Origin of the sequence: Pseudomonas sp. MWU12-3088 (assembly GCF_023242405.1) — a bacterium.
GTDB lineage: Bacteria > Pseudomonadota > Gammaproteobacteria > Pseudomonadales > Pseudomonadaceae > Aquipseudomonas > Aquipseudomonas kribbensis.
Map to the genome: position 1 here is coordinate 117,461 of NZ_JALJEA010000015.1, position 15,005 is coordinate 132,465.

The following is a 15,005-nucleotide window of genomic DNA, read 5'->3' on the forward strand; positions in this document are numbered from 1 at the left end:
AAAGGTCAGGGAAATCATTTGCCGCCGCTGCCGGCCACGCTCTCGCCACCCCGGGTCAGGTAGTAGGCGCCGAGGATCGGCAGCATGGTCACCAGCATCACGAGCATCGCCACGACGTTGGTCACGGGCACGTCCCGTGGGCGGCTCAACTGGTTGAGCAACCACAGCGGCAAGGTGCGTTCATGGCCGGCGGTGAAGGTGGTGACGATGATTTCATCGAACGACAGCGCAAACGCGAGCATGCCGCCTGCGAGCAAAGCCGAACCGAGGTTCGGCAGGATGATGTAGCGGAAGGTCTGCCAGCCGTCGGCGCCAAGATCCATCGACGCCTCGATCAGGCTGTGGGAGGTACGGCGCAAACGGGCGATGACGTTGTTGTAGACGATCACCACGCAGAAGGTCGCGTGGCCGACGATGATGGTGAACATCCCCGGCTCGATCCCCAGCGTCTTGAAAGTCGCCAGCAGTGCGATCCCGGTGATGATTCCCGGCAGCGCAATCGGCAGGATCAGCATCAGCGAAATGCCCTGTTTGCCGAAAAAGTCCCGGCGGTAAAGCGCCGCTGAAGCCAGCGTACCGAGCACCATCGCAATCAGCGTGGCAATGGCCGCGATCTGCAGCGACAGCTTGATCGCTTCCAGCACGTCCGGCCGGGAAAACGCCACGCTGAACCAGTGCAGCGTGAAGCCCTTCGGTGGAAAGCTGAACGCTGCGTCTTCGGTGTTGAAGGCGTAGAGGAAGATGATCAGGATCGGGAAGTGCAGAAACACCAGCCCGCCCCAGGCTGCGATTTTCAGGCCTAAAGAGGCTTTCTCAGAGTGCATCGAAGGCCCCCAGTCGTTTGACGATGGACAGGTAGATGGCGATCAGCACGATGGGCACCAGCGTGAATGCCGCAGCCATCGGCATGTTGCCGATCGCGCCTTGCTGCGCGTAGACCATGCTGCCGACGAAGTAGCCCGGCGGGCCCACCAGTTGCGGCACGATGAAGTCGCCCAACGTCAGCGAGAACGTGAAGATCGAGCCGGCCGCGATGCCCGGCACCGACAGCGGCAGAATCACCTGCATGAAGGTCTGGCGTGGCTTGGCCCCGAGGTCGGCGGAGGCTTGCAGCAACGACGGCGGCAAGCGTTCCAGCGAGGCCTGGATCGGCAGGATCATGAACGGCAGCCAGATGTAGACGAACACCATGAACCGCCCCAGATGCGAGGTCGACAAGGTGCTGCCGCCGACTCCGGGAATCCCCAGAATGAACTGCAGAACCGGCTCCAGCCCCAGGTGCTGCACAAACCACTGCGCCACGCCGCCCTTGGCCAGCAGCAGCGTCCAGGCGTAGGCCTTGACGATATAACTGGCCCACATCGGCATCATCACCGCGATGTAGAAAAACGCCTTGGTCTTGCCGGTGGTGTAGCGCGCCATGTAGTAGGCGATCGGGAACGCGACGATGGCGCTCGCGATCGACACCACGACCGCCATGCTCAGGGTGCGCAGAATGATGTCGAAGTTCGACGGCTGAAACAGTGCGGCGAAATTGGCCAGGGTCAGGTCCGGGGTGACCGCCATGGTGAAGTCGTCGAAGGTGTAGAAACCTTGCCACAACAGCACCAGCAGCGAGCCCAGGTAGATCGCGCCGAACCACAGCAGCGGCGGCACCAGCAGCATCGACAGATACAGGTTCGGCTTGCGATAGAGCAGGTTGGAAAACCTGCGCAACGGCGCCGATTGAGGGAGGGCGAGGGCGGTCATGTCACACTCCGCTCGCAACGGTGTCGTGCAACGGAATCATCGCTTCCCGCGCCCAGCGAGCGCTGATTCGCTGACCGGTCTGGTGCTGCGCGCTGCTGTCGATCCACTGATTGTTGGCCTGGCTGATGCTCAGGGTCTGGCCGTTTTCCAGGGTCAGTTCATAGCGCGTGGCGCTGCCCTGATACTGGATGTCATGCAGCAGACCGCTGACTTCGATTTCATGACTGGCCAACGGGCCCTCGGCGAACCGCACGTGTTCCGGACGGATCGAAAACGGTTGCGGATGACCGCTGAGCTGGCGTGCCAGATCACCGCGAATCACGTTCGAGGTGCCGACGAATTCGGCGACGAACGTCGTGGTGGGTTTCATGTACAGATTGCGTGGGGTGTCGACCTGTTCGATGCGGCCTTTGTTGAACACGGCCACGCGGTCGGACATCGACAGCGCTTCGGTCTGGTCGTGGGTGACGAAGATGAAAGTGATGCCGAGCTGGCGTTGCAGCTTCTTCAGTTCGCTCTGCATCTGTTCGCGCAGCTTCAGATCGAGAGCGCCCAACGGTTCGTCGAGCAACAGCACTCGCGGACGATTGACCAGCGCGCGGGCGAGGGCGACACGCTGGCGCTGACCGCCGGACAACTGCACCGGCTTGCGTGCGCCGTAGCCGCCGAGAGCGACCATGTCCAACGCTTCTTCGGCGCGTTTGTGGCGCTCGTTCTTGTTCACGCCTTTGACTTTCAAACCGTAGGCGACGTTGTCCAGCACGTTCATGTGCGGGAACAACGCGTAATCCTGAAACACGGTGTTTACGTCGCGTTGATAGGGCGGCAAGCCGGCGGCTTCGGCGCCGTGAATGCGGATCGAGCCAGCGCTCGGTTGTTCGAACCCGGCGATCAGGCGCAGGCACGTGGTCTTGCCCGAACCGGAAGGGCCGAGCATGGAAAAGAACTCGCCGTCCTGGATATCGATGGAAACCCGGTCAACGGCCTTCACCTCGCCGAACTGCCGGGAAACGTTGGTGAACTGGACTGCAAGCGTCATGATGCGGTGCTCCAAAAAGGCGAGGGCCGTCGCAGCGGCCCTGCCTGGACTTCTGAAAAAACTGGATCGTTTGGCGGTGTATGCGATGGCTTTGTGGCTAACTCATCTGGTCGATACGCCGCGATCTGCTTTTAGCTCCCTCTCCCTCCGGGAGAGGGCGGGGGGTGAGGGCAGCTATTTCAGCCATTGCTCCAATTTCAAAAGCAAAGTCAAAAGCCACCCCCTCATCGGCACGCCGCCCGCCCAACCCTCTCCCCCAAGGGGGGCGAGGGGGAAAGGGGGCAGACCGCGTTGTTATGGAGAGTTACCTACCGCCCATAATCGCAATGTAGTCCTGCGTCCACCGGCTGTAAGGCACAAACTTCCCACCCTCAGCCTGCGGTGTTTTCCAGAAGGCGATCTTGTCGAACTGATCAAACCCGTTGGTCTTGCAGCCCTCGGCCCCGAGCAACTCACTGCCCTGACACGCCGCCGGAACCGCCGGCAACGAGCCGAACCACGCCGCAACATCACCCTGGACTTTCGGCTGCAGCGACCAGTCCATCCACTTGTACGCGCAGTTCGGGTGCTTGGCCTCAGCGTGCAGCATGGTGGTGTCGGCCCAACCGGTGGCGCCTTCTTTCGGCACGGTCGAGGCGATTGGCTGTTTGTCGTTGATCAACCCGTTGACCTGATACGGCCAGGCGCTGGATGCGACCACGCCTTCGTTCTTGAAGTCGCTCATTTGCACCGTGGTGTCGTGCCAGTAGCGGTGGATCAGCTTCTGCTGCGCGCGCAACAGTTCCAGCACGGCTTTGTACTGATCTTCGGTGAGTTGATACGGATCCTTGATCCCCAGCTCAGGCTTGGTGGATTTCAGATAGAGCGCCGCGTCGGCGATGTAGATCGGGCCGTCGTAGGCTTGCACGCGACCCTTGTTCGGCTTGCCGTCCGGCAGGTTCTGTTCCTCGAACACCACGTTCCAGCTGGTCGGGGCGGTCTTGAACACGTTGGTGTTGTACATCAACACGTTCGGGCCCCACTGGTACGGGGTGCCGTAGGTCTGTTTGTTGACCACGTACCACGGCGCGTCTTTCAGACGTGGATCGAGGGATTTCCAGTTCGGGATCAACGCGGTGTTGATCGGTTGCACACGCTTGCCGACGATCAACCGCAGCGAGGCATCGCCCGACGCGGTCACCAGGTCGTAACCGCCCTTGGCCATCAGGCTGACCATTTCGTCAGAGGTGGCGGCGGTTTTCACATTGACCTTGCAGCCGGTTTCCTTCTCGAAACCGGTCACCCAGTCGTAGGCCTTGTCGCTTTCACCGCGTTCGATGTAGCCGGGCCAGGCGACGATATCCAGCTGGCCTTCGCCGGCGCCGACGGCTTTCAGCGGCTCGGCGGCCTGCAGGCTGGCGCTGGCCAGCAGGGCCGTGGTGATTGCACTGAGCAGTGCGGTCTTGTGCACGAACATGGTGAACCCTCTTCTTTAAATTATGGTCGGGGCAGTTGTGAACGCGGTGGAGCATGCCGTCAGCGGCTTGTTATTAGCGTAGTCAGAGATGCTGGCCGTGGCGGGCCATGATGTGCCGCACCACGCTGTAGTCCTGCAGCGAATCGCTGGATAAGTCTTTGCCGTAACCGGAGCGTTTCAGCCCGCCGTGGGGCATTTCGCTGACCAGCATGAAATGGCTGTTGATCCAGGTGCAGCCGTATTGCAGGCGTGCGGCGACCTGCATCGCCTTGTCCAGGTTCTGTGTCCAGACCGACGAGGCGAGGCCGTATTCCGAGTCGTTGGCCCAGTCCACCGCTTGCGCCAATTCGTCGAAGCGGGTCACGGTCACCACCGGGCCGAACACTTCGCGCTGGACGATTTCATCGCTCTGTTTGCAACCGGCCAGCAGGGTTGGCTGATAGAAGAACCCGGCGCCGGAATGCACCGCCGCACCGGTCACCCGTTCGATGTGCGGCTGGCCGAGGGCGCGCTCGACGAAACTGGCCACGCGGTCACGCTGGCGGGTGCTGATCAGTGGGCCGATTTCGTTGTCGGCGTCGCGTTTGCCGGCGAAGCGCAGGCTGCTGACCGCCGCGCCGAGTTCGGCCACCAACTTGTCGTGAATCCCGGCCTGGGCGTAGATCCGGCAGGCCGCGGTGCAATCCTGCCCGGCGTTGTAATAGCCATAAGTGCGCACGCCTTCGACCACGGCTTTGAGATCGGCATCGTTGCAGACGATCACCGGGGCCTTGCCGCCGAGTTCGAGGTGCGTGCGTTTCAGGGTTTTTGCGGCGGCCTGGAGGATTTTCTGGCCAGTGACGATATCGCCGGTCAGCGACACCATGCGCACTTTCGGGTGGCCGACCAGATGACTGCCGACGCCTTCGCCGCCACCGCAGACAATGTTGATCACCCCGCGCGGCAGAATCTCGGCCAGCGCTGGGGCCAGCGCCAGAATCGACAGCGGCGTGTGTTCGGACGGCTTGAATACCAGCGTATTGCCGGCGGCAAGGGCCGGGGCGATCTTCCACGCGGCCATCATGATCGGGTAGTTCCACGGCGCAATCGACGCGACGACGCCAATCGGGTCGCGGCGCACCATGCTCGTGTAGCCGGGCACGTATTCGCCGCTGAGCTGACCGGTCTGGCAGCGCACAGCGCCGGCGAAGAAGCGAAACACATCGACCGTGGCGGTCAAGTCGTCCTGCCGCGCCAGGTGCAGCGGCTTGCCGCAGTTCAGGGCTTCGAGGCGGGCGAGGTGGTCGGCGTGTTTTTCGACGGCACTGGCGATTTCCAGCAGGAAATTCGAGCGTTGTTGCGGGGTGGTACGCGACCACTCGGCAAAGGCGCGATGGGCGGCGAGGATGGCGGCTTCGACTTGCTCGGTGCTGGCTTCCGCGATCTGAGTCAGGACTTCGCCGGTGGCCGGGTTGAGGATCGGTTCGACAAAACCCTGGCCGGCGACCAGTTCGCCATCGATCAGCAACGCGGTATGCATGTGGGTCTGCGCGCCAGCCATTTTGAGGGTTCTCTTTTTTTGCATTTCTTTTTGTTTTAACGGCATGTTGCTCCCTGTTCCGGGAGCCGACCGTCTTATAGATGCAGCAAGACTAGTGCGCGGCTCCGGGGTCGACAAATTCTAAATACTGAAGGTGGCATTCGATTAAATAGATGGCTTGCGTCCGCCGTGAGGCTGCTCGCGAGCAACGGTCAGGAAGGGATCGACCAGCGCGGGGCGGGCGGTGCCGCGACGCCAGGCCAGGCCGACGTCGAGGGTCTGGTTGAGGTCGGCGATCGGTCGGGCTTCGATGATGTCGCCTTCCAGCGACCAGGGGCGGTAGGTCATGTCCGGCTGGATCGAAACGCCCAATCCCGCCGCCACCAGACTTCGCACGGCCTCGGTGGACGCGGTTCTGAGGGTGATCTTTGGTTGCAGCCCGGCGCCACGCCACAGACGTTGGGCATTGCGATCCATCTCGTCGACGTTCAGTTGAATCAACGGCTCCCGGGCGACATCGGCGAGGTTGATGCTGTCGTGTTCCAGCAGCGGGTGCTGGGCCGGCAGCCACAAGCGGTGCGGCGAGTGGGTCAGCACTTCGGTCTGCAAGGCGTGGCGGTCTTCGAGGTTGGAGAGGATCAGCACGCCGACATCGATCTCGCCGCTGACCAGAAGATGCTCGATGTACGGCCGCTCGTCCTCCATCACCCGGATCTCGACATTGGGATAGGCACGCTGGAAACGGGTGAGCAAATCCGCCAGGTAATAACCGGCCACCAGACTGGTCACGCCGACGATCAACTGCCCGGCAACCTGATCGGTGCTCTGTTGCAGGCTGCGTTTGGCGTTGTCCACGGTCGCCAGAATCAGGTGCGCCTGACGCAGGAATTGGTGGCCCTGATGGGTAAGGGTCATGCCCTTGGCGTGGCGGTTGAACAGGCTGACGCCGATTTCTTCCTCCAGTTGCTGGATGGCCAGGGTCAGGGTCGATTGGGAAATGAACGCGGTTTGCGCGGCGGCGGAGATCGAGCCGGTCTCGGCCACGGCGATGAAATGGCGGATCTGACGCAAGGTCATCATGGAAGGCTTACCCGGTGGGCGTTTTTTATAGATTGCCTCGAGTGTATATCTATTTTCGCGAATGGCTGCGGTGGGCCAGGCAACATCTGGAAGCACACTCGCCCCCAATTGACGGGCACTTTCGAACTAGGCTGAGGGCCTTATTGATCCGGATAACCCCTGTTTGGAGACGGAACATGAACACCCGTGGATTGCTCGATCAACTCCTCAAGTCCGGCCAGGATCTGCTACAGAACAAGGCGGGCGGGGCACAGAACAAACCGGCGGCCGGTGGTTTGGGCGGCTTGCTGGGCGGATCTTCCAGTAATGGCGCACTCGGTGGTTTGCTGTCAGGCGCAGGCGGCGGTGCCCTGGCGGCCGGGGCCATGGGCCTGCTGCTGGGCAGTAAAAAGGCCCGCAAGGTTGGCGGTAAAGTCGCCATTTACGGCGGCCTTGCCGCACTGGGCGTGATCGCCTACAAAGCCTACGGCAACTGGAACGCCCAGAAAGGCACCGCCCCGCAAAGCGAACCGCAAACCCTCGATCGCCTGCCACCGGCGCAAGTCGAACAACACAGCCAGGCCATCCTCAAAGCCCTGGTCGCCGCCGCCAAAGCCGACGGCCACATCGACGACCGCGAACGCCAACTGATCGAAGGCGAATTCACCAAGCTCGACAACGATCAGGAACTCAAACACTGGCTCCACGCCGAACTCAACAAACCCCTCGACCCCACCGACGTCGCCCGCGCGGCAAGCACGCCGGAGATGGCCGCCGAGATGTACGTGGCGAGCGTGATGATGGTGGATGAGGAGAACTTCATGGAGAAGGTGTATCTGGATGAGCTGGCGAAGCAGTTGAAGCTGGAGCCGGGGTTGAAGGTTGAGTTGGAGAGGCAGGTGAGGGTGGCGACCCTCTAAGTTATTGAGTCAAGGCTGCATCAGTGCAGCCCTGTTGTCTTGAGAGGCATGACTATGCACGTTTCTACTATGCACGTTTCTTGCCACTTCCCTCATTCAAATAAACCTGGGCAAAGATCTCCGTAAGAGAAAAAAGGTGACAGATCCATTTGTTAGAAAGTGGACCTGTCAGCTTTCTGTTATTTATATATTTAGATAAGCAGTCAGTGTAACCATGAGGTTTCAATAATCACCATTGCCAGCTTTTTTCTGTGTATATGGCGCTGCTTGGTAGTACTGCTTTTAAAATCTTCAAGTAACGATCGAATGTAGCCGTTTCTTGGAAGCGTGCTTCGAATCCCACTGATTGGTTGGTTCTATGGGTGACTATCATGAGTCTAGACCGATCTACAGTTACAAAGTTGTATTCCGCCCAAGGGGAGCTGCGCGAGTTGGTTATGTTGTTTTTCCAGCCGAGAAGGAGTTTTGCTGCTCCTAGCGTCATGGCTGCCGGACCGATCATAAAGGCTAAGGATCCTGTATAAATCGCAACGCCTGAGAAAAATAATATTATAAAAATAGCGAGGCTTTTGAAAATGGTTTCGGAAGATTCTGGATAATGCCGAAAATATTCGACTTTCCCATGGTTCTCTGTAATGGAGTAATTGAATACCGTTTTTTGGCGTAATATAAGTATGAAGTAGATGGTTATTGCGTACGAAAATACATACGCCGAGAAAAGTCCAAGCATATATTGTGGCAGGTTGTTCCAAGTGATGGCCGTTACAAAAATATTCATTAGCGTTGCGCCAGCAAAGAGCCAAAGCTGTGCTTTCATGATTTCTTTAGGTGTAGATTTTATTGTTTTTGTCGACCATTCCATAAGGACGCGTTCATGTGCATTTGATTCTTTTTCAAAGGCTCTGCATGAGATCTGGTTGAATGAGTTGTCACTGGTTTTTGTCATGTTCGTATTATTCCGCTACGGCCAGGATCATCGCGCAGGTTTCGATGTTTCGGTTTGGTAGTTCACCACATCCAATCTTTTTCCGCAAAAACTGCATCTTTCGGAAGTAGTTTTTTAAGTGTTGATAAGTATTCTGCAAATAAGTTTTCGGGAAGCCTGGCCTCGAAGCCGATCATGATGTCGGTATATTGAGCTACGATTAAACGTCTTTTTTTGTCGATGGTGACGAACTTGTATTCTTTCCATTCGGATGATTCTTCTATTTTCGGAGTGTTGTTCCAGGTAAGAAAAAATTTTGCTGTTATCAAGGCCATCCCTGCAGGGCCTGCGAGTATTAAAGCCGATGAAGGGTTATAGATAATGGTTGCGATAATAATTATAAAAAATAGCGCCGATATGGCCTTGAATACGGTATGAGCAGACTTTGGAAAGTTTGCTGAAGATTCCTCGGTTCCCACTGTTTCGGTAATAGTATAGGTATATGTCTTTTTTTGATGAACGACAAGAGTCCAAAGGTAGGTGGCTACCAAAGTCCAGATTATACCAGCATGAAGATTCAGGAAAATGGAGCCATTTTCTTCTGATAAGTTGAGGATATAAGACTCGTGGATACCATTTATTATCGCCGCTATACCGATGGCTATAATGATTGCCATGCCGATGTCCATGTGGGTTGTATCCCGGGGCTTGGCTTTTATCGTCCATTTCATCAGGATTCTTTCCTGATTTTTTAATGGTTTTTCTGAAGGGGTCGTGTCGTTTTTTAATTCCATTGTTTGTGGTTTTCTTGTCGTTTTGCTTGCATTTTTGTCAATCAGTGCTTAGCGGTACATCGACTTTGGCGGTGATGAAGGGCACGTCTTTGGATAAGTAGGGTTTAATCAGGTTGGCTACAGTTTTTTTTTGTTTGTTGCCGCAGAAAATGTTCAGGTTCAAGTTCGTTTTATGGTTGTCGCCGTCTTGAATGACGTTGTACTTTAAATCTAAAAAAAGGTGACGGATTTATATTCTAGAAATAAATCTGTCGCCGTTTCTTGTGTCACCGTTTCTTGTCTATATACGAATTACAAGAAAAGGTGGAGGAGCTTTTTTAGAAATTAATTCTGCCACCTCTTTCTTAGATCAGTAGCCATAAGGTGGAACAAAATAAGATAGTGGAGGATGCTTTGTTTTCCACTCTTTGGCGAAAGCTATCCCTTTTTTGATTTCTTCTGGAGTCATTTTTTCTGCTATTTCTGGAAGGCTTCTGCGAGCATCTTCCGGTGCGACCCCACCCCCCTCTAGTTTCGAGATAAGGTAGGTTATTCCGTAAGCTTTCACTAAATCCAATGGGAAACCGTAGCTGTCAGGAAGATGAGCTACCGTCAAAGCATAGCCACCCGCAGCATCGATATGGCCCATCTCAGCAGCCTTCTCAATCCAGTATCCAACTTCTTCTTTACTTGCGTTGTGTTCGTACAAGAAATTTGCATAAAGATACATGCCTGGCGCATAACCGCTCTCGGCTGAGGCTTTAAACCATTTCTCAACAGCTTTCTCGCGACTACCGGGAGTCAGGAACCATCCGCCACCGTCTTGGTAAACCCCTGCAAGGACTTTCTGGGCAAACCCGTTACCAGCGTTTGCCGCTCTTTCCAACCACTCCAAACCTTGCTTCGCTGTGAATAAAACAGTCATTGCTTCAGAGTCGCCTTTTTCGGCACGTTCTTTTGCAATCTTCAAAGCATGCTCTCTCCACTCTTCACCGCTTTTACCGGCACAGCTACCCATTTTTTTACATAGATCATCTGAGTTGCTTAGACGTAGCATTGCGTAAAGGTCACCTTGGCTGGCTGCTGCCTCGTACCATTTTTTTGCGTCTTCTGTGATGTAGCGTTTACTAAGACGAATGGCTTCTCCTAAATAGTACTGCGCAACACTATCGCCACTCTCTGCCGCAATTTTGAGTAGCGGTTGGGAGTCGTACCAGTCACTTTGTTGGTAAAGTGAAATGCCTTTTTCTTTTGCGGCCTCTTGCTCAGTAGTTAGTTTGGCAAAAGCTGAGCCGGAGAATAAAATCGAGCATAAGATTGCGACAAGAATTTTCTTAATCAATGTTTGGTCCTTGGTAGCTAGCCTTCAGTTCTTGAATAGGTGCAAAAGCAGGGCCTTTATAAGCTACGGAGTAAGTGCAGTGATTGTTCATTCTTGCACCTAGCGATTTGACGTTCTCTGCATATCTGGCGCGCATTCTGTTATTGCCTGGAATGTGGCCCAGTATTTTTTCAGCCATAAATGAATCGAGTCGTAACTTGTTTTTACAGTAGTTGGTCCCAGCTTGTGAAGGGCGTACTCCGTCACGATTCATCCGAATAATTGCATCCTCAAATTGCAAGTTTGCATTAGGCTTTTGCGATATCCAGCTTAAGCATCGTTCAATTGCTTGCTGCTGCAGTAAATGTGCTTCGTCCATATTGTAGCTTTTACTGTCCTGATCATCTTCGGCGGAGAAAGCCTTGGGCGAAGCGCTCAAAATCATTAGCAAGGGACCGAGTGCTTGGGGGAGCAGGTTATTAACCCAATCCTGCATCACTTGCTGGTTCTTATCAAAAACCAGTGTGTGAGCAATCTGCCCCCCACGATCCCCCTGAGTAAGAGCATCAAAAATCTCTTTAACAATTGCATACCCACGCACGTAAGCAAACGCCACATCAATTCCCGTGGCGCCGAGGAAGCTCAGTTTTTTCACGTAGGCCAAGGCTTCGGTTTCCACCCACTCCAGATCCTTGTATTGGTTCGCGGCCATTTCCTGTCGCACCAGTTCCGTCAGGGCTACGATGCTTTCGTATCCGACCTCAAAGGTCAAATAGCCTTTGACCCCAGCGCCCCAAACGAGCGCGCCTTTGATCGACAGCAAAAGACGTCCGTCGTGCACTCGCAGGTTCAGGTCTCCCGAAATGCCGGCACCAACCGCGACCGCCATTTCGACTTCCAGTTTTGCCAACGGGCGCCACTGGTTGGCTGCCAGACGGTTCGGCACTGGTGCAGGCGGGAGGACGCCGGGAGGCGGACACCAGAACAGTTTGCCGGTCACCTTGCATCCAGCCTGGGCGCCAGCAAACACTTCGTACTTGCCCATCTCGCCGGTTTTCTCGGCAACGTCTACGCCAACAAGGCTGGTGTAACCGGTTTTTTGATCCAGAGACAGATCGCGGGAAAGCATCAGGCTGGCGCCGGCGAAGCCCCAGGCCTTGGCTTCCAGATCCAGGGACAATTTGCCGAAATTGACGCTGCGGATACTGCCATCGTGAGCCTTGTATTTGGCGGTCCAGGGTTCAGCCTTGACCCGTTTTGGCAACTCGACCTTCAGCAGGGTCACTTCTCCGCGCCATGCGGTTACATCCAGAGCGACTTCAACGTTGGCAATTTGAGGGGCGCCATTTTTCCAGGTGGGGCCTTCCATTTTGACTTCTGTCAGCAGGTTGGCGCCTTCTGGTAACAAGCATCTGACCAGTTGGGCCTGCGGGCTGTTGTCAAAAAGCATGAGATTACGAAGCTGTTTGTCTTCGAACACCATCGCTTTGAGGTTTTCACCCCAACGTTTGCGCTTGTCTTCAGCCTTGATGCTTTCAACTCTGTAGCCTTTGGCCTCCAGAGCCGCGAAGAATTTGTCGGGTACGAACAAGCCGTGCTCGTCGAACCAGGGGCCTTTTTCATCGAATTGCAGTGCACCTTCCTGATTGAGCCAGTCACTGAAAACGCGATCGTCGTCGGCCTCTTTGGCAATTGACTTGGGCAGGCTGGTGGCAAGCTCTTTCAGTTGCCCCTTGAATGCATTGCCGCTCACTTGGGCCAAGTGCTTGAGGCTGATGTGGTTCAGGATCGTTGTCGACGACGCGCTGCTTAGCTCTCGCAGAGGAATGTTGGTCTTGGCAAGGCGCTCAATCGGTTTTGGCTTATAGGTTTCGGGGTCCCAGAGAAACATACGAGGGGGCCGGATTTCCCGCACGCGGGCTTCGGCGGTCGTCTGAATCCGCTCTGCTTCGGTATTCAGCTCGTACCACTGATCTCTCAATTTGACGAAGAGCACCCCGGGTGGCGCGGATTTGCCTCCAGTGGCCGAGACCCACTGGGAATAGCGGTCTTCGATTTTCTTCTCGAGTTCATCTCGCTTGGTGGTCAGCTCTACGAAGGCCTGGAAGTCTTCTGTGCCCGCATACTGATCGTCGGGGCTGAGGGCGAACTCGGGAACCGCGATCCCGCATTCAGCGAGTTCCACGATGGAGTTGATGTACTTGGACATCAAGTCTTTCAACGCAAGGATGTTGAGCTGTACCCCCTTCAACGCCTTCTTATCGACTTCACCGGTTTCAATCAGTTTTTTGTGTAGCGCCTTGTAGTCTTTCAAGTGCTCCCAGGCGGAAGCGATTTTCTTGGTGCCAGGGTCGAACATTTTGTAGCCATGGGCTTTGGCCTTGTCACGCTTTTCAATGTACTTGTCGATGGCGTCCCGAGCCTTTAACGCACGCGGGGTATAGAAGACCCCATTTTCTCGTTTGTACCCCAACGTTTTTGCTTTTGCGTCGGATACTTTTTCGAGGGTTTCCATGTTTTTCCGGTTTTTCTCGATGCGTTGTCCGGCGTGGAACATCTCGCGCTCGGCATGCATCGTAGCGTCGCTGTCACCCTTGGCTTTTGCCGCCTCCCAATCCTTACGGCACTGGGCTTTTTTGGTAGTGTCTTCGGGGATTGCCGACTTCGATGCCAAGTAACTGCTATGTTGCTCGCCTTCGAGAAAGGCTTCCGGCCCCGGCGTGAGGAAGTACTCCATCAATCCGGCATCGGCGATGTTGCTCATGCGAGTGGCCTTGTCTGCGTCGACGGTCTTCTGCTTGAGCAGGCTGACGCTTTCCTTCAGCTTTTCCGACGTGCGTTTGGGCAGCAGCCAGAATCGGCGTTGGCCGGTGATGTAGATGATGTCGTCGTAGCTACTGCTGCAACCGGGCTTCTTGTCTTTGCAGAACGTTTCGGCATCAGCGGGCGCCTTTGGCGGATCCGCCGGTATAACGACTGGTGTGGGCTCTTGCGGGGTTGTTTGTTCGGACGTACCTGTCATCTCAGATTTCCAGTCGTTGTACTTTCTCGAATGCCAGCATCTCGCTGCTCAGCACGTTCATGGCGTCGGTGCGTTCTTGTAAGGGGCTCCGCCTCAATTGCGGCAGCAAGCGCTCAAGATGTCGGCCCTCGTCAATGCCGTGATCTACCAGCAACTGCAAATTTTCCGACACCACAGGTAGTTCACTGTCGGGTAACCCATTGGCTGATTCAGCCTCCCGGGACCTGATCCAATACCACCAGCGGATTTCATCGAACGCGGCAAGCGTATCGTCGTGCAATTGCAGGGGATACCTGAACTCATCTTTCGCGCCGTTGGCGTCTTGTGGTCGTTCCCAGGTTCGCCAGTTCTGATCTTCGATATGAGCCGGCGGCGTATGGACACTTTCCCATGGGCCGTAGAGAGCTTGTGCAGGGGCAGTCATTGCCAATGCGCTCCAGAAAGCCGGGTCGTAGAACCGCGCCAGAGAGTCTCCGTAGGATTGGGAGTTCATTCGCAACAGACGACGGGCATGCAGTAAGGAGTTTTCCGGTGTATCGCTGGAGGTCAGAAGGATGCCTGCACGACTCTCTCGGCATAGTTCAATGGCCTTGGTTGCGACGGCGCTTCCCGGTTTCAGTTGAAGCCAAAGCGGGCTGACATCATCCATTTCAGCGAAAGGCGTGTCCTGAAACAGTTTTTCCACTCCGTTCAGGTCGGATTGCTGATAGAGCTGCTCGAGGGCGCGGGGCTGGCGGACACTGTCGATAATGCAATACAGAGAACGGCTTCCACCGCTGCTCGAAGGCGCTGCGGTTACTGGTAGTTCAAGGAATTGACTCAACCATGCAGACATGGGCAAACCTCTCGTGAGCAAGCGCCGTTGGATTGCTTTCCGCAGACAGGAACAAGGGGAAGGCCTTGCATGCTTTTTCGTACAAACGGATTGAGCATGGCCGGCACCAACAACTTCCCGGCTTTATCCGCATCCGCCTGCTTCAACGGCCCCGGCATCAACGGTGCCGCGCCGATCCCGCTCCCCGGTCCACCCCCCGAGTTGATATTGATCGCCGGCCCGCTCATGGTCACGCCGCCGCCATCGATCTTGATGAAGCTGCCACCACCGACCAGCGTCAGTTCCGCCCCGGCTTCCAGCACCACTTTCATCCCGCTGCTCAGGTGGATTTCCTGCCCGGCATCGATGAATTGCCCGGTGCCGATCTTGATGTGCTGGTTCACGCCC

Annotated in this window: 12 protein-coding genes and 1 pseudogene; 1 reads left to right on the forward strand and 12 read right to left on the reverse strand. The window is 56.0% G+C overall.

Annotation, left to right across the window (positions count from 1 at the left end; genetic code table 11):
• Positions 1 to 14 precede the first annotated feature (14 nt).
• From M5B98_RS26785 to M5B98_RS26810, 6 genes are all read right to left on the reverse strand, one after another.
• A complete protein-coding gene (locus M5B98_RS26785; RefSeq protein WP_134825601.1) occupies positions 15 to 824 on the reverse strand; it encodes an ABC transporter permease in 810 nt (269 codons plus the stop codon).
• The gene (locus tag M5B98_RS26790) at positions 814 to 1,749 is read right to left on the reverse strand and encodes an ABC transporter permease (protein WP_007954664.1); all 936 of its coding nucleotides are present in this window, start codon (positions 1,747 to 1,749) and stop codon (positions 814 to 816) included. Before M5B98_RS26790 ends, M5B98_RS26785 begins: the two co-directional genes overlap by 11 nt.
• 1 nt (position 1,750) lies before the next feature.
• Complete coding sequence (locus M5B98_RS26795; RefSeq protein ID WP_085747034.1) at positions 1,751 to 2,788, reverse strand: ABC transporter ATP-binding protein; 1,038 nt, start codon at positions 2,786 to 2,788, stop codon at positions 1,751 to 1,753.
• A 304-nt stretch (positions 2,789 to 3,092) separates the two neighbouring features.
• Complete coding sequence (gene ydcS, locus M5B98_RS26800) at positions 3,093 to 4,244, reverse strand: putative ABC transporter substrate-binding protein YdcS (RefSeq protein WP_114881536.1); 1,152 nt, start codon at positions 4,242 to 4,244, stop codon at positions 3,093 to 3,095.
• Positions 4,245 to 4,326: 82 nt separating this feature from the next.
• Positions 4,327 to 5,784 (reverse strand): gamma-aminobutyraldehyde dehydrogenase, encoded by a 1,458-nt coding sequence (locus M5B98_RS26805; protein WP_248744475.1) that lies wholly within the window; start codon positions 5,782 to 5,784, stop codon positions 4,327 to 4,329.
• A gap of 144 nt (positions 5,785 to 5,928) precedes the next feature.
• Complete coding sequence (locus M5B98_RS26810; RefSeq protein WP_007954670.1) at positions 5,929 to 6,843, reverse strand: LysR family transcriptional regulator; 915 nt, start codon at positions 6,841 to 6,843, stop codon at positions 5,929 to 5,931.
• 176 nt (positions 6,844 to 7,019) lie between these two features.
• Here M5B98_RS26810 and M5B98_RS26815 point away from each other — a divergent pair, with 176 nt between their 5' ends.
• Complete coding sequence (locus M5B98_RS26815; protein WP_248744476.1) at positions 7,020 to 7,742, forward strand: tellurite resistance TerB family protein; 723 nt, start codon at positions 7,020 to 7,022, stop codon at positions 7,740 to 7,742.
• 229 nt (positions 7,743 to 7,971) lie between these two features.
• Here the strand turns inward: M5B98_RS26815 and M5B98_RS26820 are convergent, their stop codons facing one another.
• The 6 genes and pseudogenes from M5B98_RS26820 to M5B98_RS26845 all read right to left on the reverse strand — a co-directional run.
• Positions 7,972 to 8,688 carry a permease gene (locus M5B98_RS26820; protein WP_248744477.1) on the reverse strand — a complete coding sequence of 239 codons (717 nt, stop codon included), beginning with the start codon at positions 8,686 to 8,688 and terminating at the stop codon, positions 7,972 to 7,974.
• A 62-nt stretch (positions 8,689 to 8,750) separates the two neighbouring features.
• Positions 8,751 to 9,461 carry a hypothetical protein gene (locus M5B98_RS26825; RefSeq protein WP_248744478.1) on the reverse strand — a complete coding sequence of 237 codons (711 nt, stop codon included), beginning with the start codon at positions 9,459 to 9,461 and terminating at the stop codon, positions 8,751 to 8,753.
• A 349-nt stretch (positions 9,462 to 9,810) separates the two neighbouring features.
• Positions 9,811 to 10,782 carry a tetratricopeptide repeat protein gene (locus M5B98_RS26830; RefSeq protein WP_248744479.1) on the reverse strand — a complete coding sequence of 324 codons (972 nt, stop codon included), beginning with the start codon at positions 10,780 to 10,782 and terminating at the stop codon, positions 9,811 to 9,813.
• Positions 10,775 to 13,783, reverse strand: coding sequence for a hypothetical protein (locus M5B98_RS26835; protein ID WP_248744480.1), 3,009 nt, complete (start codon positions 13,781 to 13,783; stop codon positions 10,775 to 10,777). Before M5B98_RS26835 ends, M5B98_RS26830 begins: the two co-directional genes overlap by 8 nt.
• 1 nt (position 13,784) lies before the next feature.
• On the reverse strand, positions 13,785 to 14,618 hold the full coding sequence (locus tag M5B98_RS26840) for a DUF4123 domain-containing protein (RefSeq protein ID WP_248744481.1): 834 nt from the start codon (positions 14,616 to 14,618) through the stop codon (positions 13,785 to 13,787).
• A pseudogene (locus M5B98_RS26845) lies at positions 14,603 to 15,005 on the reverse strand (DUF2345 domain-containing protein); the annotation flags it as partial. The gene M5B98_RS26840 and the pseudogene M5B98_RS26845, both read right to left, overlap by 16 nt.

What these genes read in the sequence shown, in the direction of transcription:
- M5B98_RS26815 (WP_248744476.1), top strand. Translation starts at nt 7,020, where the DNA reads ATGAACACCCGTGGATTGCTCGATCAACTCCTCAAGTCCGGCCAGGAT.
- M5B98_RS26825 (WP_248744478.1), bottom strand. Translation starts at nt 9,461, where the DNA reads ATGGAATTAAAAAACGACACGACCCCTTCAGAAAAACCATTAAAAAAT.
- M5B98_RS26835 (WP_248744480.1), bottom strand. Translation starts at nt 13,783, where the DNA reads ATGACAGGTACGTCCGAACAAACAACCCCGCAAGAGCCCACACCAGTC.
- M5B98_RS26810 (WP_007954670.1), bottom strand. Translation starts at nt 6,843, where the DNA reads ATGATGACCTTGCGTCAGATCCGCCATTTCATCGCCGTGGCCGAGACC.
- M5B98_RS26785 (WP_134825601.1), bottom strand. Translation starts at nt 824, where the DNA reads ATGCACTCTGAGAAAGCCTCTTTAGGCCTGAAAATCGCAGCCTGGGGC.
- M5B98_RS26790 (WP_007954664.1), bottom strand. Translation starts at nt 1,749, where the DNA reads ATGACCGCCCTCGCCCTCCCTCAATCGGCGCCGTTGCGCAGGTTTTCC.
- ydcS (WP_114881536.1), bottom strand. Translation starts at nt 4,244, where the DNA reads ATGTTCGTGCACAAGACCGCACTGCTCAGTGCAATCACCACGGCCCTG.
- M5B98_RS26805 (WP_248744475.1), bottom strand. Translation starts at nt 5,784, where the DNA reads ATGGCTGGCGCGCAGACCCACATGCATACCGCGTTGCTGATCGATGGC.
- M5B98_RS26840 (WP_248744481.1), bottom strand. Translation starts at nt 14,618, where the DNA reads ATGTCTGCATGGTTGAGTCAATTCCTTGAACTACCAGTAACCGCAGCG.
- M5B98_RS26795 (WP_085747034.1), bottom strand. Translation starts at nt 2,788, where the DNA reads ATGACGCTTGCAGTCCAGTTCACCAACGTTTCCCGGCAGTTCGGCGAG.
- M5B98_RS26820 (WP_248744477.1), bottom strand. Translation starts at nt 8,688, where the DNA reads ATGACAAAAACCAGTGACAACTCATTCAACCAGATCTCATGCAGAGCC.